General features: G+C 35.2%; 14 protein-coding genes and 1 pseudogene. 6 read left to right on the top strand and 9 right to left on the bottom strand.

Annotation, left to right across the window (positions count from 1 at the left end; translation table 11 throughout):
• Positions 1–46 precede the first annotated feature (46 nt).
• The 7 genes from ACE01P_RS22110 to ACE01P_RS22140 form a co-directional block, all read right to left on the bottom strand.
• Entirely contained in the window at positions 47–2,053 is a 2,007-nt protein-coding gene (locus tag ACE01P_RS22110) for a glycoside hydrolase family 97 protein (protein ID WP_379701215.1), read from the bottom strand.
• A 262-nt stretch (positions 2,054–2,315) separates the two neighbouring features.
• Positions 2,316–4,715, bottom strand: a complete 2,400-nt coding sequence (locus tag ACE01P_RS22115; protein WP_379701216.1) for an alpha-xylosidase — start codon at positions 4,713–4,715, stop codon at positions 2,316–2,318.
• A 127-nt stretch (positions 4,716–4,842) separates the two neighbouring features.
• Positions 4,843–7,329 (bottom strand): glycoside hydrolase family 2 TIM barrel-domain containing protein, encoded by a 2,487-nt coding sequence (locus ACE01P_RS22120; protein ID WP_379701217.1) that lies wholly within the window; start codon positions 7,327–7,329, stop codon positions 4,843–4,845.
• A gap of 137 nt (positions 7,330–7,466) precedes the next feature.
• A complete protein-coding gene (locus ACE01P_RS22125; protein WP_379701218.1) occupies positions 7,467–8,321 on the bottom strand; it encodes a hypothetical protein in 855 nt (284 codons plus the stop codon).
• Between the two features lie 17 nt (positions 8,322–8,338).
• Entirely contained in the window at positions 8,339–9,919 is a 1,581-nt protein-coding gene (locus ACE01P_RS22130) for a RagB/SusD family nutrient uptake outer membrane protein (protein ID WP_379701219.1), read from the bottom strand.
• Positions 9,920–9,931: 12 nt separating this feature from the next.
• The gene (locus tag ACE01P_RS22135) at positions 9,932–13,021 is read right to left on the bottom strand and encodes a SusC/RagA family TonB-linked outer membrane protein (protein WP_379701220.1); all 3,090 of its coding nucleotides are present in this window, start codon (positions 13,019–13,021) and stop codon (positions 9,932–9,934) included.
• Complete coding sequence (locus ACE01P_RS22140; protein WP_379701221.1) at positions 12,999–13,208, bottom strand: hypothetical protein; 210 nt, start codon at positions 13,206–13,208, stop codon at positions 12,999–13,001. Before ACE01P_RS22140 ends, ACE01P_RS22135 begins: the two co-directional genes overlap by 23 nt.
• Positions 13,209–13,634: 426 nt before the next feature.
• Here ACE01P_RS22140 and ACE01P_RS22145 point away from each other — a divergent pair, with 426 nt between their 5' ends.
• The 5 genes from ACE01P_RS22145 to ACE01P_RS22165 all read left to right on the top strand — a co-directional run bounded on the left by ACE01P_RS22145 (position 13,635) and on the right by ACE01P_RS22165 (position 18,967).
• Complete coding sequence (locus tag ACE01P_RS22145; protein WP_379701222.1) at positions 13,635–14,351, top strand: NUDIX domain-containing protein; 717 nt, start codon at positions 13,635–13,637, stop codon at positions 14,349–14,351.
• A gap of 35 nt (positions 14,352–14,386) precedes the next feature.
• Entirely contained in the window at positions 14,387–15,088 is a 702-nt protein-coding gene (locus tag ACE01P_RS22150) for an NUDIX domain-containing protein (protein WP_379701223.1), read from the top strand.
• Positions 15,089–15,250: 162 nt separating this feature from the next.
• Positions 15,251–17,047 carry a translation elongation factor 4 gene (gene lepA / locus ACE01P_RS22155; RefSeq protein WP_345140768.1) on the top strand — a complete coding sequence of 599 codons (1,797 nt, stop codon included), beginning with the start codon at positions 15,251–15,253 and terminating at the stop codon, positions 17,045–17,047.
• 227 nt (positions 17,048–17,274) lie between these two features.
• Positions 17,275–17,892, top strand: a complete 618-nt coding sequence (locus ACE01P_RS22160; RefSeq protein WP_379701224.1) for an outer membrane beta-barrel protein — start codon at positions 17,275–17,277, stop codon at positions 17,890–17,892.
• Between the two features lie 115 nt (positions 17,893–18,007).
• Positions 18,008–18,967, top strand: coding sequence for a helix-turn-helix transcriptional regulator (locus tag ACE01P_RS22165; protein ID WP_379701225.1), 960 nt, complete (start codon positions 18,008–18,010; stop codon positions 18,965–18,967).
• A 42-nt stretch (positions 18,968–19,009) separates the two neighbouring features.
• Here ACE01P_RS22165 and ACE01P_RS22170 read toward each other — a convergent pair whose 3' ends face one another.
• Together ACE01P_RS22170 and ACE01P_RS22175 are read right to left on the bottom strand one after the other, a co-directional pair.
• Positions 19,010–19,510: a DinB family protein gene (locus ACE01P_RS22170; RefSeq protein WP_379701226.1), complete on the bottom strand. Its 501-nt coding sequence runs from the start codon at positions 19,508–19,510 to the stop codon at positions 19,010–19,012.
• A gap of 44 nt (positions 19,511–19,554) precedes the next feature.
• Complete coding sequence (locus ACE01P_RS22175; protein WP_379701227.1) at positions 19,555–20,037, bottom strand: DinB family protein; 483 nt, start codon at positions 20,035–20,037, stop codon at positions 19,555–19,557.
• A 240-nt stretch (positions 20,038–20,277) separates the two neighbouring features.
• On the opposite strand from ACE01P_RS22175, the pseudogene ACE01P_RS22180 reads away from it, so the two are divergent.
• Positions 20,278–20,488 (top strand): annotated as a pseudogene (locus tag ACE01P_RS22180) (thiamine-phosphate kinase); the annotation flags it as partial.

Genomic DNA, 20,488 nt, shown 5'->3' on the forward strand with positions numbered 1-20,488 from the left:
AAACCCGACAAATTTTGAAAATCTATCGGGTCTCTGAAATTAATAATTACAATTTTTTAAATCTCACTGCTCCACCGCCAGCTCCGCCTAAATTCAATTTTAGAGAGTCTGTAGATTTTACTGTTTTCTTCGAAATTGCTACTGCTTCTGGATTGTGTTTTTGATCTGTTCCTTCTGCATCAACATAAATCTGAGCTTCGTAAGTTGCATTTGGATCTAAGAATGATAATGAAACATTTACGTTTCTTGGATTTTCATTTGTCAAAGTTCCTAAATACCAATCTGCGCTGTTTCTATCTTTTCTTGCTGTTGTAATGTATTCACCAATTTTTCCTTCTAAGATTTTAGTGTCTTCCCAATCAGTCGGAACATCTTTTAAGAATTGTAAAGCTGGTTTTCCTTCGTAGTTTTCAGGAAGATCGGCTAACATTTGGATTGGAGAATAAATCGTAACATACAATGCCAATTGCTGCCCAACTGTTCCTTGAATTCTTTTTCCTGGGTAACCTTGTTTTACCTCAACATCAAAAATTCCAGGCGTGAAATCCATTGGTCCAGAAAGCAATCTCGTAAATGGAATAATGCTCAAGTGATTTGGCGGATTTCCTTCGCTCCAAGCGTTATACTCTTGTCCACGTGCTGCTTCTCTCGAAACCATGTTTGGATACGTTCTTCTTTCTCCTGTATCTTTAATAGATTCGTGGTATAAAACTGCTAAATCATATTGAGCCGCTTTTTCTAAAATGTATCTGAAATAATTCACTCCAAATTGTCCGAAGTGCATTTGTTTCATGTTTAATTTAGAACCTACGTGACCAATTTTTACCGTATGAATTCCTAGTTTTTTGTATAAAGCAAAACCTTCGTCAACTTCTTTTAAGTAGTTAATTAAGTTAGAACCTGTTTCATGGTATCCGATTAATTCGATGTTCTTTTTCTTTCCATATTCAACCACTTTTTCTAAGTCGAAATTGTCAGCGCTTTTCGTGAAGCTGAACATGTGCATACGGTTTTCGTACCAACCTGGCGTCCAACCTTTATTCCATCCTTCAATTAATAAATGGTGGAAACCTTCTTTTGCTGTAAAATCAATGTATTCTTCAGCGTGTTTTGTAGTTGCTCCTTGTTTGTCGCTTTCCCAGAACGTATATTTTCCGATGTGCATTCCCCACCAAATTCCTAAATATTTGTATGGTTTGAAATAGCTGTTTGTATTCTTTAATTTGTTTGGTTCATTCAAGTTTAAAACCAAATAAGAAGTAATCAATTCTCCCGGATTTTCTCCAATTTGAAGTGTTCTCCAAGAAGAAGTAAATGTATCTTTCACACGAACTTTTACTCCATCAGGCCAAGGCACTAAATCAGATTTTAATTCTGTTCCTTTTGTGTTTACCAAAGTCATACTTGCAAAATCAATCAAGTTTGCTTCGTGGAAACTTAAAGCTAATCCGCTTTTGCTTTCGATTGTTAATGGAGTTAAAACTGTGTCTAACTTACTTACTGGAGCATCTTTAAACAAATATTCGTCACGGTTTTCTAGATTTGCAGGAATCCACCACGCTTTTCCATCTTCTTTTAGGTTGAAAGTCGTTTTTTCATCCATGATGAAAATACTGTCTTTCACATTTTGTTTTGGATAAACATATCTAAAAGCCACTCCGTCATCAAAAGCACGGAACTGAATTTGTAATTTTCTTTTGTTTCCCGTTTTTTGCTGTAAATCAACAACCAATTGATTGTAGTGATTTCTAATATTTTTCTTTTCTCCCCAAACTTGTTCCCAAGTTTCATCAAACGTAGAAGTTTTTGCTCCTTTGATTTCGAAGTTTGTGCTTAAATCTTCGTTTCCTTTTAATACAAATCCCATTTCAGATGGTGAAATCACTTCGGTTTTTCCGTGCGAAACTGCATATTTTGGAGCGTTTTTTACAAGCTCAAATTTGATTTTGTTTTGTCCGTTTGGCGATGCCAATTCGTAAGCATTTTTGTTTTTCTGACTGTATCCAACGGTGATCGAAAGCAGTACGGCTGGGAGAATTAGATAGTTTTTCATGTTTTTTGGTATTATGTTTTTTTGCCTGATTGCTGGCTATATTTTTAAACACATAGAATCATAGTTTATTGGAATCTCTAAAAAAAGGTGTTTCACTAACATCAATTCACATAGCTTTCTATGTGTTAGAAACTAGTTTCTTTCCAATTTCTTCATTCACAAACAAAAACCTATGTTTCTATGTGTTTATTTTTTGCCACGAATTACACTAATTATCACAAATTTAATTCGTGGAAATTCGTGTAATTCATGGCTAACTTTTTTATTTTGCCCACTCGGTTTTGAAAGTGGTTTTTCCGTTTAACGGATTTGTTGTTACGTCGAAATTGTTTCCGCTTTTCGTAACCTTTATTTCTTGTAAAGCATCTCCGTTTGGTAAATAAACTTTGGCTGAAGCCGAAGCCGTTTTATCAGTAGCGAATACTTTTAAAGTCAATTTACTCCAATCCATATCTTTTGTAGACTGCGCTAAACCAATGTGTGGCAATGCAGTTCCGTCTTTTACTAAAACTACGATTGGCACTTCGCCCGCTTTAATTTTATGCCAGCCAGATTGGTAAACTTTTTTAGTTTGGTAATCAATCCAAGTTCCTTCTGGAAGGTAAACGTCTCTTTCTTCCACTTCTTCGAAAAGTGGCGCAACCAACATACTTGAACCGAATAAATATTCATTATCCACTAACCAAGCTCCTGGATCGTTTGGATATTCTACAAATAAAGCTCTCATCATTGGCAATCCTTTTTCTGAACTTTCTTTCGCTTGAGCGTATATGTATGGCATTAATTCGTAACGCATATTATCAGCTTTTCTAAATCCTTCTAAGAATTCTTTGCTGTATAACCAAGGCTCGCGAGGCGGTTCTCCATGGCTTCTTACGTGTGAAGTAAACATTCCGAATGGTGTCCATCTTCTGTAAATATTTTCAGGAGATTTAGTTGCAAATCCTCCAACGTCATGACTCCAGAAACTGAATCCGCTTAATCCTAATGAAAGTCCGCCGCGTAATTCTGCCGACATTGCGCCGTTTGTAGTTTCAGAATCTCCTCCCCAATGTAAAGGATAACGTTGAGATCCTGCCCAAGTACTTCTAGCCCAGATTAAAGTATATCCTTTTTCTTTCTGAGTGATTTCAGCAACTGCTTTGTTGTATCTTAACGGATATAAATTGTGCTCGTAGAAACCTGTTCTTCCTGAATGATAAATTCCGTCTGCTGGTGCTGCTTCTCCAAAATCTACTTTGAAAACCGCAACTCCTTCGTCAAATAACTTTTTCAATTTTCCTTGGTACCAAGAAATTGTTTCAGGGTTTGAAAAATCTAAAACCGCGTCTTCATAAGGAAGATTTCCTTTTCTGTCTCTTACTGCCAAGTTTTTATCCATAATTTCTGGAAACAAAGTGTTCTTTGGAGTAAAATATGGCAATTGCCAAAGACAAACTTGGAAACCGTCTTTCTTTAAATCAGACATCATTTTTGTAGCATCTGGAAAACGAGATTTGGCAAACTCGTAGTTGTTTCTCCAATCTACATCAAACCAACCTGTGTCAAAGTGAATTACGTCTGTTGGAATTTTGTATTTACGCAAATCTCTTGCAACATCGCGTCCTTCTTTTTCTGAGAAATACGTAATACGGCTCATCCAAAAACCAAATGACCAAAGCGGCGGCATGGCAGCTTTTCCAGTCAAATTAGTATATTGATCTAAAATATCTTTTGGTTCTCCAATGAAGAAAAACAAGTCGGCTTCATCATCTCCAATATACATTTCGTTTGCACTTGAGAAATATTTTCCGAAGTCAACTGTGATTGGAGTTGAATGGTGCATGAAAACTCCGTAACCACGACTACTCATGTAAAACGGAATCGGTTTATACATCGTTTCATTTTGGATTCCGTTTGCATCATCCGCCCATAAAACCACTTTTGAACCGCGTTTGTTGAATTGTGTGAATGATTCTCCACAACCAAATATTTTTTCGTCTGGTTCTAAACTGAACGCAGCGCCCATACTTCTTGAATAATCACTGTTTCTGCGAACATAAGAAAATGGAAGTGTTGGCGTATACGTGTTTTTAAAGTCTGTATCGTGAAGCGTGCTTGTCAACAATTTTCCTTTTTCATCGTAGATTTTTACGTGCCAAGGTTTTGTCAAGATTTCAACTTTTCCGTGTTTGCTTGTATAACTATGTCCGCCCTCAATTTTAGCATATTTCCATAATTCAGGATGATTCGGAGCAACTCCGTCAACCAGCATTAAAGATTCTTTTTGTGGATGAAATTGTGGTCCTGAAGTTGTTTTGATACGAACCGTTCTATCTGAAACAAACTGAATTTCGAATGGCAAAACTGGAGATTCTGCATATTCTGTTGTTGGGAATTCGTTTGCTTTTTCCACATCTGGCTTCATCATCATGTTGTTGAAAGCCTGACGTGTTTTATAATTGTATCTCAAATATTTAATCGTTCCTTTTCCTGTTGCAGGATCAAAAGAAGCTAATTCGTCTGCGAAATAAAAAGTGTTCAGATAGTTCTGAAAATCTTTACTGATATCTATTGGTGCATTCAGCACATCTGCATTCTGAATTTGAGCTGATGCTTTTGGCGTCAAAACAAATCCAAGCATAAAAGCCGAAAACAATGTGGTTAGTTGTCTGTTTTTCATTCGTTAATAATTCTAGATGTTAGTTCTCCTGCAAGGTTTTCAAAACCTTGTAGGTCTTTACTTTTTTACTAATTCAAATATTATAGATACCTACAAGGTTTTGAAAACCTTGCAGGAACGTGGTATTTTATTCTGTTGTAATTACGATTGTGGCTTGTTTTAATCCATTCGCTTTAGCGGTCAATTCCAATCTTCCAGATTTATCTCCTGATTGTACGATTACCAAACATTTTCCAGCCAAAGCGGTGTGTTTTGTTCCTTTGTACGGTTCGTGACTTACTGGATCTCCGCTGCAAACGCCTACGATTTTTCCATTTCCTTTTAAAGAGAAGTTGATTTCGTTATTAGCATTTGGAGCAATTATTCCATTGGCATCCAAAATATCTACGGTTACAAATGACAAATCATTTTTATCTGCTTTAATTGTACTTCTGTCCGCCGTTAATTTTAATTGCGAAGGATTTCCAGCTGTTTTGATTTCTTTTTCTAAAACTACTTTTCCACCTTTACGAGAAACTGCTTTTAAAGTTCCTGCTTCGAATGGAATTCTCCACATTACGTGTAAATCATCTCCTTTTTTAGCTCTTTTTCCAACTGATTTTCCGTTTACGAAAAGTTCCACTTCATCAGCATTATTATAGTAAGCCCAAACATCAACTGTTTGTCCTGCTTTCCAATTCCAATGTGGGAAAATATGAAGAACATCTTTAGTGGTCCATTCACTTTGATACATATAATATACGTCTTTCGGGAAACCGGCTAAATCGACAATTCCGAAATACGAACTTACCGATGGCCATTCGTACGGAGTTGGTTCTCCGATATAATCGAAACCTGTCCAAACGTACATTCCAGCTAAGAAATCGTGTTTTTTAATGATTTTCCAAGTTGCTTCGTGCGTAGATCCCCAAGGCGTTTGCACTTGATCGTAAGCTGAAACGGTATTTCCTGGATTTCCTTCAGTAAATTTAAGATCCCATCTTACTGGCCATTTTTTGATTGTATCTGAAACAGCATCATAATATCCTCTTGTCTGCAAACCTGAAGTAGTTTCGGTTGCGATGAAAGGCGTATTTGGGAAATTTTTCAAATGATGTTCGAATGTTTGATGCGCATAATTGTATCCGATCAAGTCTAAAACTCCAGATCCAGCAAGCGGATTAATTGAAACATCTTTTTTCTCGAATTGTAAAGTCACCGCATCAATATTCATATTTACTGGCGGATTCATTCCAGCCGTAAGCGGACGCGTTTTATCGTATTGACGTGTAATTGCTGCTAATTCTTTAGCAATTTCAACACCTGTTTCGCTCCATTGTTCTGGAATTTCGTTTCCGATACTCCACATAAAAATACTCGCGTGATTACGGTCGCGCAACAATTGATCTATTAAATCTTGTTTGTGCCATTTGTCCCAATCATTTCCGTAATCGTATTTTGTTTTGGTCTGTTTCCACATGTCGAAAGCTTCATCCATGACAATGAAACCCATTTTGTCGCAAAGTTCTAAAAGTTCTGTTGCAGGCGGATTGTGAGAAGTTCTGATTCCGTTTACACCCATTTCTTTCAAAATCTCCAACTGACGTTCGATAGCACGTGTATTGATTGCAGAACCCAACGGACCTAAATCGTGGTGCATACAAACTCCTTTTATTTTGACTTGTTTTCCATTCAAAATAAAACCTTTATTCAAATCGAATTTAAAATCTCTGATTCCGAAAGTGGTTTTGTATTGATCAATGATTTTATCGTCAAGCGAAATTTCCGTAACTGCCGTGTACAATTCTGGATTTTCATCTGACCATAATGCAGGATTTTCAACCTCAGCTGATTGATTCAACGTTTGGTTTCCATTCGCATTGATTGTTATATCTTGAGTAACCGATGTTACTTTTTTATCTTCTTTGAAAATAGTTGTCGTTACAGTTGCATTCTTATTTGCCGCATATTGATTTTTTATTGTAGTTTCAATACTAACCGAAGCTTTTTCAGCCGTAACTTTTGGAGTTGTAATGTACGTTCCCCATTGTCCAACATGAAGTTTATCTGTTGTTTCGATCCAGACATTTCTAAAAATTCCTGAACCCGAATACCAACGTGAATTAGGTTGTTTTGAATTGTCAACCTTAACAATTATTTCATTGTTTTTGTCTCCGTAATTTAAGTATGGAGAAATTTCATATTGAAAACCAATATATCCGTTTGGACGTTTTCCTAAATAATGCCCGTTTACCCAAACTTCGCTGTTTTTGTAAACGCCATCAAAAGTGATTGAAGTTATTTTTGTGCTGTCTTCTGCAGCCACTTTAAACGTTTTTTTGTACCAGCCTAAACCTCCGTTAAGAGATCCTCCGCCATAACCTGCCGGGCTTTTTTCATCAAATTTTCCTTCGATGCTCCAATCGTGAGGAACATCTAAAGTTCTCCATTTTGTAGAAGTTCCAATAGTATCTTTATCAACAATACTATCGTTAAGATGAAAGCTCCAATCTGCATTAAAAGAAACTTTTCGGTTTACAAATGCATCTTCTTTTTTTGCACAAGAATTAAAGAAAAGAATTCCGGCTGCAACTGCCCATAAACTTATATTTTTTATGTTTTTTCTAATATGCATGGGTTCTTTTTGTTTTTTGGAATTTGAAGATAGAAATAAAAAACGATTTCATTTATTTCTTACTAAAATAATTTAAGTCTCAGTCTTAAAGAACATTACAAAATGTTTTTAGGACTGAGACTTCAAAACTAACTAACTTACGATTTTACTTTATAGTGGAATACAATTAAGCAAACTCCTTCACCTTTTCTACTTTGGTCACGTATTACTGCTAATCTTAAAGATGTTGCTGTAAGCTCAACCACTTTTACACTGATCCAGTTGCTGCAGTCTCCATAATAGTCTCCACCGTAAAGCATTTCTACTCCACCATTAAAAACTAATTTGTTGTTTTTAATATCAAACGAATACGTTCCTTTTTTTGTAGTTTGATTGCTGTTTGCAATCGCTGTTTGAGTTACCGATGTATTGTAATTTCCATTTAAATCAAAATACATTTGTCCCCAGTCTTTATTATCCATTACCCAAGAATTGCTTGCGTAATCTGGCAACCAGCTCCAGTTGTCTCCAGATAAAGCTGGATAATCTAAACCTGCCCATCCCACTGGATCAACAAAGTCTAAAACCCAAGTTTTTCCGTCAACACCATTTGTCAACATTTCCCATTTTGGATCTCTAAAATAACTTTCGTCATTTTCTGCAACGTCTATTACAACTGGAGCAGCTTCTACAGAACCTCCTCTAGTGTAAGCAGTATAATAAATAGTATATTTTCCAGCAAATGGAAGAACTACTTGATCAGTGCTTTTATTAGAATGACCTAATTCATTTCCTAATGCATCAACATATTTCCAAAACGGAATAACAGTTGGATCATCACTTTTAAAGTTTACAAGATTTTTGTTTGTAGCATCTTGAGTTATAGAAAACTTAAGTGTTTCTGGTGTCAAAGTAACTGCTGGAAGGCTTTCGCGATCGTCAATTGCTTCACAAGAAAATAACAGCGAACCAATTGTAACAGCTGCTATTAAAATATATAATATACGTTTCATAGTCATTTTGTTTTAAATTAATTCCAACCTGGATTTTGAATTATTGTACCATTTGAAAGTACAATTTGAGATTGCGGTAAAGGAAACCATCCTTGAGTTTCTGTTCTAAAAGTAACTGCAAACTGAGAATCTCCTGTATTGTTATCAATAGCCGCTTTCATTGCAGGCATTCCTTGTCTGATTAAATCAAAATAACGTAATCCTTCTAATGCCAATTCTAAACGACGCTCTTCCATAATAACTGCTTTTGTTACAGGAATTCTGTGTGTTGTGCTTTTAAAAGCACGGTCACGCACTCTGTCTAAATCTGCTTGTGCCAATGCTCCGTTAGTATCCAAATTCAATTCTGCTGCCATCAATAAAACATCAGCAAAACGGATAATTGCGTAATCTTGGTAATTATCAATTTGGAAATTTCCACCATTAGCTTCTACAACAGCAGTTCCCGCTGCGTTTGTGATTGGGCAATATTTTTTCCAAGAATATCCAGTATATTGACGCTGCTCTCTAGCTTGTGCATCAAAGTTTAAGTTTTCACCTGCATAATCAATAAAAGAAGCTGCTTTTCTAGTATCATTTGCTTCATAAGCTCCAACAAGTTTAGGATTTACAGTTGCTCCTCCCCATCCTGTAGCATATTTTCCAATAGATCCTCCACGTGGTGCAATATTTACTTGAAAACGGTTCCCTTCGTGAAGATCCCAGTTTCCTTTTCCAGATCCGTTAAAACGAACTGCCCAAACCATTTCTGTATTGTCTTCTCCAGCAAAATTTTCAAAAGAAGCTGCTAACCAAAGATTAGCAAAATCAGCAACTAAACCGTGACCGCTATTATTTACAGCATCATTAATGTAAGTTGTTACTTCTGCTTTTGAAACTACACCAGCCAAATCTGTTTTGCTGTAAGCTCCTGTGTAGAACAAGAAAGTTCTAGCCAAATAAGCTTCTGCAGCCCATTTTGTAATACGCCCGTAGTTTGCATTTCCTGCTTGCGAATAGTTTTCTGGCCCTAAGTTGTCTGCTGCAAATTTCAAATCTTTTGCAATTAAAGCATACGTAACTTCTGCTGCTTGTCTTGGCAATTCAAATTCACTTGTTGTTACGGTGTGATCTAAAGGAACTATATCTCCAAACATTTTTGCTGCTTGAAAATGAAAGTGTGCTCTCAAGAAACGAGCTTCAGCTTCGTAACGTGTTTTCAAAGCAGTATCTGATCCCCAGTTTACTTTATCTAAATTTTCTAATAAAATGTTAGCTCTGTAAATTCCAAGATAAGAGTTTGTCCATGTTAGGGCATTCATATCTTTATCTGTAGTATATTGAAAGCGGTCCCATTGTAAATCTACCGTTGGGTCAGCAATACCAAATCCACCGAAACAGTTATCAGATGCCTGCTCACTTACGATCAATTGAGTACCGTAAGCTTCTCTTTGCAATACATCATAAACAGCAACCAAACCTTCAAAAGCATCAGATGGCGTTTTATAAAAATTCTCTGTTACTTTATCTGTATATGGTTCGTTTTCTAAAAAATCCTGCGAACAAGCACCTAAAGCAAGTAAGCTTGAAAGTGCAAATAATTTTATATATGTTTTCATTGTTTTCAAAATTTAAAAGTTAACATTTAGCCCCATCAAATAGGTTCTTGGCTGAGGATAATATCCAACGTCAATTCCTTTAGCCCAAGATTGATTTACGTTTCCGAAACCAATTTCTGGATCCATTCCTTTGTATTTAGTGAATGTGTAAATGTTATTTCCTGCAACATACAATCTGAATTTACTGAAGAAGCTAAGTTTTGTAGTTAGCTTTGTTAAATCACATCCAATTGTAGCATTTTTGATTCTGAAGAAATCTGAATCCTGAATGTATAAATCAGAGAATTTAGTATAATTTCCATTATCATCTGTTCCGTAAGTTACTCTTGGAATTCTGTTAGAAGTTCCTTCAGTTGTCCATCTGCCTAACACCTCTGTAGTGTTATTTGTGTAAGCACGTGTATAATCGTGAACTCCAAAAACGTTTTGACCTCCAGCGATACCGTAAGTATTAACAGAGAAATCAAAAGCTTTGTATGATAATTCTAAGTTAACCCCGTAGTTGATATCTGGATTTGGATCACCAATTTGTGTTTTATCGTTTGCATCGATTTTTCCGTCACCATTTAAGTCTACGAAACGAACGTCTCCTGGCACTGCATTTGGCTGAACACCTGCTGCAACTTCAGTAGCATTTTGGAAAATTCCAGCTGTTTTTAATCCGTAGAAATAACCCATTGGTTTTCCAACCTCAACACGGTTCATTTCGTCTAAACCTTGAAATAATACGTTTGATTCTCCGTGAATGATTCCTTCGTTGTTAGCAATTTTCAACACTTCATTTTGGTTACGAGAAAGGTTTGCGTTGATTGCAAAATTCCAGTCTTTTCCAAAACGTGTGCGGTAAGATAAACCAATTTCAAAACCTTTATTGCTTACGTCTCCACCATTAATGTAAGGTGCAGTTGCTCCAGCATAAGTTGGGATAGATGCCAATACTAACCAATCTTTAGTTTTCTTGTCATAGTAATCGAAAGTCAATGTAAAGTTGGTAAACAATGTAGCATCAAAACCTAAGTCTAACTGCTCAGAAGTTTCCCATTTTAAGTTACGGTTTGCCAATTGGTCTGGGCTTGAACCTACTAATAAAGTTTCGTCACCAGTTCCGAAGTGGTATGTTTTGTCTGTTGAGTTTACAGTTGACAAGTATGCAAATCTTCTACCGAATTGGTCGTTACCATTTTGTCCCCAGCTCGCTCTTAATTTGAAAGTATTTAAAACTTTGTTTTCTTTAAAGAAAGCTTCTTTGTCTAAATTCCATCCTGCAGAGAACGATGGGAAAATAGCATATTTGTTATCTGGACCAAACTCTGATGAACCGTCACGACGAATCGTTGCAGAGAATAAGTATTTATTGTTGTAATCGTACAATAAACGTCCGAAATAAGATTGAATCGCGTAATCTTTACGGTTTCCTTTTACCACATTTGATGTCGGATCTTTTGCGTTATCTAAATAAGCATGTTCGAAATCATCAAAAATTAAGTTTCTTCCTTGACCTTCCATGTAGTCAGAAGTATTGTGTTTTGCAGAAGTACCTACTAACACATCAAAATTATGAGCATCAACAATGTTGAATTTGTATTGAAGTGTGTTTTCAAAAATCCATCCTAAAGATTTTGTAGCACTTTGCGTCACGCTTGAAACCGTGTTATTGTCATTTGAAGAAAGAGAATAAACTGGTCTGAAAGAACGGTAGTTGCTATCTGTCATATCAACACCATAACTTGTTCTGAAAGTAAAGTTTTTTGCAAATTTCAATTCAGCAAAAATGTTACCTACATAACGATTTGTTTTAGTCTGATTGAAGTTGTTGTAGTATAAAGATCCAACTGGGTTGCTGATATCTTGAGAAATAATAGAACGAGCAAAATCTCCATTTTCATCATACGGCTGATCGATTGGAGCAGCGTTTAAGAAACTTCTAATTGCGTTACTGTAGATACCGTCATCGGCAACACCGCTTGATTTGATGTTAGATAATGTGAAGTTTTCTCCAATTTTCAAATAATCTTTAATTACTTCAGAAGTAGAGTTTACTGTAAAAGTAACACGATCGTATTGAGATTGATTTGTAGATCCTCCAATCATACCTTCTTGTCCGTAGTAAGATAAACCAGTTGCGATAGTAGATTTTTGGTCACCACCAGTAATCAAAAGTGAGTGATTTTGTTTCATTGCACCTTCGTTGAACAAATCTTTTTGCCAATCGTGGTTTGGAAATCCTGCAATTTGCTCTTTTGTATATAATGGAGCATATCCAGAATTTACACGAGCTTCGTTCATGATTGTTGTATACTCTTGTGTATTCATCAAATCCAGTTTTTTAGCAATCTGCTGAAAACCTGTATAAGAGCTGAAAGACACATTCATTTTACCGTCTTTTCCTTTTTTAGTCGTAACCAAGATAACTCCGTTTGCCGCTCTTGCTCCGTAGATAGAAGCTGCAGAAGCATCTTTCAAAACGTCAACCCTTTCAATAACAGAAGGATCAAGATATCCAATTCCGTTATCTACTACTACACCATCAACCACATAAAGAGGATCGCTATTTCCTGCTGTACCTGCTCCACGAATATTTACCACCATATTCGCTCCCGGCTGACCAGAAGATGAAGTTACAGAAACCCCAGAAGCCTGACCTTGTAAAGCATTTACAACATCAAGAGATGCCACTTGCTGAATGTCTTTTCCAGACACCAAAGAAGTCGCAGCAGTATTTACTTTCTTCTTTTGAGTACCGTAACCGATTACTACAATTTCTTTAAGTTCTGCAGTTTCTGGCTGCAAAACAGCGTTGATCACTTTTTGAGTGCCAACAGTGATATTTTGTGCTTTGAAACCCACAAAAGTGATTACCAAAACATCTCCCGTTTTAGCCTCAACTTTATATTTTCCGTCAAAATCGGTAACAGTACTCGATTTTGTTCCCTGTACTTGTACAGTTGCTCCTGGAACTCCAAATCCGTCTTCGGAAGAGGTAATTGTCCCATTTACAGTTTTGGATTCTTGAGCAAATCCAAACTGCATCATAAATACGCTAAGCAGCACCGCCATAAAATATGGAAGCTTTGTTGTTTTAATACAATTTTTGCTTTTCATAATAAGAATTGATTAAGTTTAAGTTATAGTTAGTGTTTTTTACCTTAGGAGAAATCCCGGAAAAACTTCCCAAGTAGGTCATGACAAAAAAGAGGGCCTGAATCTCTTTTTCAACATTTAGTACTTGCAGACTATAAACAACTTCAAAATCAATTTTTTTGGCAAAATCTGATGATGGTAATCTCATCAAAAAGCAATTTAAATCAATTTCTTAAAAAAACATTTGTGGTAAGTTTAAGTTAAGTGTAGTTTTGTTCTTTTTTTGCTTATAGTCAATTTGAATTTATCTTATGGTAAATTTGACTACAAGTGTAAAACAAATTTTCTATATTAACAAAATATTAGGGTTATTTTTTTTCGATTCTGATTAATACTAATCCATTTTTATTAATGTTGTAAAATCTAAAGTAGAATTGAAATAAAAAATATAGAAAAAACAACGTTTTATAAAATTGACAATCAACCGTTTAAGAATCCCTTTAAAAACAGAGGTTTTTTAGCACATTTTTAAATGACTGATTATCAAATTTTTGTTTCGTTAAAAAAAATATAAGGCTTTCAAAAAGGCTAATAATGATTTTATTTATTTAATTTGTCAAAATTTATCTCATATATGGTGGAAAATGTAGAAGACAAAACTGCTCCAAAAAATGAAAACAGCGCGATGAATGCCATCACGATTGACTGTGTTATTTTTGGGTTTGATAAAGGCAGTCTTGAAGTACTTTTGGTGCAACACGCCGAAGGTATCAGTAAAGGAAAATGGGGACTTCCAGGTGGATGGATTTATAAAAAAGAAAGCACCGACAGCGCCGCTCACCGTTTGTTGAATGAGCTTACAGGTCTTGACAATATTTATCTAGAACAGCTTAAAGCATTTGGAGATCCAGATCGTTTTCCGCTGCGACGCGTTATTACAATTGGATATTATGCTCTTGTAAAAAGAGAAGATTATAACATTAAAGCAGGTTTTACAGCTTCTGATGCGAAATGGTATAAAATCAATGAAATTCCAGATTTGATTTACGATCACAATGAAATTTTAGATTACAGCATAAAACATCTTAGAAATAAAGTTCGCCAAACACCAATTGGTTTTAATCTATTGCCAGAAAAATTCACTTTATTACAATTAATGCATTTGTATGGAGAAATTTTAGGAATCGAAATGGACAAACCGAACTTTAGAAGAAAAATTCTTCATATGAAACTTCTGGTTGCATTAGACGAAAAACAGCAAGATGTATCGCACAGAGCAGCACAATTGTACAAGTTTGATTCAGAAATCTATGAAAAACTAACTGAAAAAGGATTCAATTTTGAATTCTAATTTTCAATACAAATCAATAACACGACAACAATAAATTGACTGAAATAACTACTAACCATCACAAACCAGCTGTAGACGGAATCACAATTGACTGTGTTTTCTTCGGATTTAACAAAGAGAGTCTCGAAGTTCTCTTGGTTCAGCACGCTCAAGGCGAAAGTAAAGGCAAATGGGGTCTACTTGGCGGATGGCTTCAAATAGATGAAAGTGCCGATAACGCCGCACAGCGTATTTTGCAAGAACTTACCGGACTTGAAGATATTTATTTGGAACAGCTTAAGGCATTTACAAATCCGCAGCGTGTTCTAGAAAGGCGTGTTGTGACGATTGGTTATTATACTTTAGTCAATAGAGAAGATTATAATATTAAAGCCAGTTTGCGAGTTATCGAAGCAAAATGGTACAAAATAAAAGATATTCCTGAACTGATTTTTGACCACAACGAAATTCTCGATTTCAGTTTATTGCAGCTCAGAAACCGCGTACGTCAGGCGCCAATCGGATTTAATCTTCTTCCAGAAAAATTTACTTTATTGCAGTTAATGCATCTCTACGAAGAAATTTTAGGAATCGAATTGGATAAATCGAATTTCAGAAGAAAAGTGCTTCACATGAAACTGCTTACCGCATTGGATGAAAAGCAAAAAGATGTATCGCATAGAGCAGCCAAACTTTACAAATTTGACCCTGAAATGTACAAGAAATTAACAGAAAAAGGATTCAATTTTGAATTTTAATGCCATTTTTAATTCTTTACGCTCAACTATCCTACAACTAGATTCCAGAATCCAAAACTTTGCGCTATCTTTGCGCCTTAATAACATGCTTTAAAGCAATTCCTTTAGGCTGTTATAGACCCAAAAAATACTTAAACTCGTTTAGAGAACTGATATATTAAAATGAAGAAGATACGTAATTTTTGCATTATTGCACACATTGACCACGGTAAAAGTACATTGGCAGACCGATTACTTGGCGCAACACAAACCGTTACAGCTCGTGAAGAAAAAGCGCAATTGCTTGACAACATGGACTTAGAGCGTGAGCGTGGAATTACCATTAAGAGTCATGCCATCCAGATGGAATACAAATACAAAGGCGAAGAATATATCTTAAACTTAATTGATACTCCTGGGCACGTTGACTTTTCATACGAGGTTTCAAGATCGATCGCTGCCTGCGAAGGTGCGCTTTTGATTGTTGATGCGGCACAAAGTATTCAAGCACAAACGATTTCAAACTTATATTTAGCTCTTGAAAACGACTTGGAAATTATTCCTGTTTTAAACAAAGTCGATTTGCCAAGCGCTAATCCAGAAGAAGTTAGTGATGATATTATCGATTTACTTGGATGTAAATTAGAAGATATTATTCATGCTTCTGGAAAAACTGGTTTTGGTGTTGAGAACATTCTTGCTGCCATTATCGAAAAAATTCCAGCTCCGAAAGGAAATCCAGAAGAGCCATTACAAGCTTTGATTTTTGACTCAGTTTACAATCCATTCCGTGGAATTGAGGTAATCTTTAGAGTTGTAAACGGTGAAATCAAAAAAGGCCAGAAAATTAAATTCATGGCTACAGACAACGAATATTTTGCAGACGAAATTGGAACTTTAAAATTAAATCAAGTTCCGAAAAATGTAGTTTCTGCAGGGGACGTTGGTTATTTGATTTCTGGAATTAAAGAAGCTCGTGAAGTAAAAGTTGGTGATACGATTACTGATGCAAAAGTGCCAACAACCAATATGATTACTGGTTTTGAGGACGTAAAACCAATGGTATTCGCGGGTATTTATCCAGTTGACACAGAAGATTATGAAGACTTACGTTCATCAATGGAAAAATTACAATTGAATGACGCTTCATTAGTTTTTAGTCCTGAAAGTTCTGCGGCGTTAGGATTTGGTTTCCGTTGCGGATTCTTAGGAATGCTTCACATGGAAATTATCCAAGAACGTTTAGAGCGCGAATTCGATATGACTGTAATTACTACGGTTCCTAACGTTTCGTACTTAGCTTATACTAAGAAACATCCAGAAACTGCATTAGTAGTAAACAATCCGTCAGATTTACCAGAGCCTTCAAAACTTGACAGAGTTGAAGAGCCATTTATTAAAGCGACTATCATTACAAAAGCTGATTTCGTTGGAAACGTAATGAGTTTATGTATCGAAAAACGTGGTTTAATTACCAACCAAACATACTTAACAACTGAAAGAGTTGAGTTGAATTTTGATATGCCTTTGGCGGAAATTGTATTCGATTTCTACGATCGTTTAAAAACAGTTTCTAAAGGTTATGCTTCTTTCGATTATTCTCCAATCGGAATGAGAACTTCTAAATTAGTTAAATTGGACGTTCTTTTGAATGCTCAAACTGTCGATGCGCTTTCTGCATTGATACACGAAGACAACGCGTACAACATCGGTAAAAAAATGACCGAGAAATTACGCGAACTTATCCCAAGACAACAATTTGACATTCCGATTCAAGCTGCAATTGGAGCTAAGATTATCGCTCGTGAAACTATTAAAGCACTTCGTAAAGACGTTACCGCAAAATGTTACGGTGGAGATATTTCGCGTAAGCGTAAACTTCTTGAAAAACAGAAAAAAGGTAAAAAACGTATGCGTCAAGTAGGAAACGTTGAGATTCCGCAAGAAGCATTTATGGCTGTTTTGAAATTGAATGACTAGTCTTTTCTTTAGAGAATAGAAGAAAGAAATAGAATATATACTAAACCTGATGACTTATGTTATCGGGTTTTTTGTTAATATGAAAGTAAAATTAAAAAGACAAAACTTACAAAATTATATAATTTTTAACTTAATAAGTTCATTGTTAACGCGTTTGACTAAACTGAAGCCCTTTTAAAATCAAGAAATGTATTTTTAATCTTACAAACCATTAAATATGTAAGATTATGAAAACCAAATTATCAGTTATTTTAGCACTTTTTACCTTTTGTTTTGCAAACGCCCAAGAAGATCAAGCTGAAGCTGAAATGAATTCTGCAAAAGGGGTAACTTTTCAACAAGGCGATATGTTTCTTGAAGGTTCAATCAAAATTAGTACAGGAGGCGAAAATGATTATTATGGCTTTAGTCCAAAGTTTGGCTATTTGCTAAATGATAAATTTGCAGTTGGTGCAAAACTAAATTATTCTAGCAATAAAGAAGAAGCAACAGGCATTGAAACCAATGTATTTGGAGCCGGGGCTTTTGCACGTTATTACTTTTTAGAATTAGACAAAAAACGTTTAAAAACTTATGCTGAAGCTGGTTTAGGTTTTGGAAGAAATAAAACCGAAACACCTTTAGCAGGAAGTGATACTGACAACAGTTTAACTGCAGATATTAGTGTAGGGTTAAATTACTTTGTAACCAAAAATATTGCAGTAACTTTTGTTCTGGCAAACGTTTTAGCCTACAATAGCGTATCTCCAGAAAACGGCCCATCGTCTGATACTTTCCAATTAAATATCAATTTATTTGAAAATATCTTCGACCAACCTCAATTTGGATTATTGTATCGATTTTAATTTTTTTGCGATTTAATAATCGAAAAGCTGTTTCAATTTGGAACAGCTTTTTTATTTATATAAAGATTAAACCTTTGTAACTTTGAGCCTATGAACCTTTGAACCTAGAAGAAAAATGCTTGACGAAACCCCAAAACGATTTGACCGAATTGTCGCTATTCTTATCCAATTGCAATCTAAAAAGATTGTCAAAGCGCAAGAATTAGCCGATCGTTTTGAGTGCAGTTTAAGAACTATTTATAGAGATATTCGAACTTTAGAAGCTTCTGGAGTTCCGATTTATAGTGAAGCAGGAGTTGGTTATGCTTTAATGGACGGATATCGTCTTCCTCCCGTTATGTTTACGCGTGAAGAAGTCAGCAGTTTTATTGCCGCCGAAAAACTGATGCAAAAGTTTACAGATCCTTCTTTGGGAACACATTACGCATCGGCGATGTACAAACTGAAATCGGTTTTGAGAAGCAACGACAAAGATTATCTTTCGAACATCGAATCGAGAATTGTAATGCAAGATGCAGAACCGATGTTTAATGATAATTCGCCCAATACTTTGGCTGTTCTTTTTGAAGGAATTGCTGAGAAAAAGCAAATTCTTTTAACCTACAAAACTTTTGAAAAAGAAGAAACTACGCAACGGAATTTAGAACCTGTCGGCGTTTTTCACGATAATAACAATTGGTATTTTCTAGGTTATTGCCATTTGAGAAAAGATTACCGCCAGTTTAGAACCGATAGAATTCAGGGAATAAAAAAAACAGATCTTGATTTTACAATCGAACACGATCCTCTGGAAACTTATTTAACCAAATCAGATAAGATTCCGACAACAAAAGTTCGAATTTTGGTTCAGAAAAAAATCGCAAGATACTTAGCTTCCGAAAGGAAATATCACGGTTTTATTTCTCAAAAAGAAATCGGTGACGAAATCGAAATGACGTTTATGTCGCATAGCCTGCAAGATGGTTTTCCGCGATGGTTTTTAATGTTTGGAGATTATGCAAAAATTCTAGAACCTGAATCTTTAAAAACAAGAGTTTTAGAATTATTAGAAATCAATAGACAAAGGCTTTTATAAAAAAACTCCCAAAGATTCGTTTCATCTTTGGGAGTTTTTTAGTTATTGATTTGCCTTCACAACATTATAAAAATTATAATCGGTGTTTGAGGCATCTGTAATTCCAACATTTCGCCCTATCGTTACAATTTGTCCTCGATGGTAAGTTCCATGATTGATCACTTGAATTAAATATTCAGAAATTGGCAGTTCGCATTCGAACCACGGATTTACGATTTTAACTTCTTTCATCAAATCTTCTTCAGATAATGAGTTTATAAGATGTTTCAATTTTGTAGACGAATTTAATAATCCGGCAAATATTTCTTCTTTCGATAATTCGCTCTCTTCTTTCTTTTCAGATAATGAAGATTCGGAAATGACAGAAAACCAATATTCTTCAGTAGACCAGATATGATCGAGCGTTTTCATAATTGTAGAAAAACTTGACGGCACTTCGGCATTAAGCAATTCATCTGATTTCGGCGAAAGCCAATTCACAAATTGCTGATTTACCCATAAATTATAATCTGCATAATTCGACATTATTCTTTTTAAACTCATAATCTTATAATTTTAATTTTTAAATGAATGAAGATTAGAAATGCTTATTCTCTTTCCCAGAAAAATGGTGGTTCGATATTTAAAGCTCTTAAATAAACGTAACCTTGTCCACGGTGATGAACTTCATTATCAACAAAGTACAAAATATTATGGATAATCGGAAATTCATATTGACCAAATAAATTAAAAGTCTCGCTAAAATCTTCAATAGACAGCTGTTCCCAATATTTATTGATTTCCTCTGTAGCCTGATCCCATTTTTCAAGATATTGTGCTTTGAAAATTAATTTTTCTTCGGCCTCTTTGTATGGCTGAGCGTCTCTATTTACAATTCCTTTCATTGCTGGTCCAGCAATTGCCAAAAGTTCGTCAACTAATTTTGCAAAAGGTCGCATTCCTCCTATTGAAAATTCGAAGAAATCTTTTTCTGGAAAAACTTCAATTACACGACGTGTTAAAGCTCTATGACCTTGCCAATGTTTCAATAAATCTTCTTGTGTAATAACTTGTGCAGCTAATGTTTTCATGGTTTTAAAGTTTAAATATTTTTAATACTTCAAAAGTAGAATGGGCCGGTGACAACAGTTTGTCAGCAGCAAAAAATAATTTTCATTTTTTTCATTCACCATGCGTAGACACACTGTAATACGCCTCTACAGAATAAAAATATCAGAAAAAAACTTAGAACCTTAGCATCTCAGAATCTTAGTATCTTTAAAAAAACCTTTTGTACCTTTGCAACTTAATAACTTTGGAACTTAACAGAAATGATTGAAGATAAAAATCAGCAGAGAACTAGTATAGCTCAATTAGGCGAATTCGGTTTAATTGACCATTTAACCAAAAACTTTGATGTTACTCAAGAGTCTACTTTAAAAAGTATTGGCGATGATGCTGCCGTTCTTGATTTTAAAGACAAAAAAGTAGTCGTTTCAACCGATTTATTAATTGAAGGAGTTCATTTTGATTTGGCTTACA

Origin of the sequence: Flavobacterium sp. HJSW_4 (genome assembly GCF_042436695.1) — a bacterium.
Taxonomy (GTDB): Bacteria; Bacteroidota; Bacteroidia; order Flavobacteriales; family Flavobacteriaceae; genus Flavobacterium.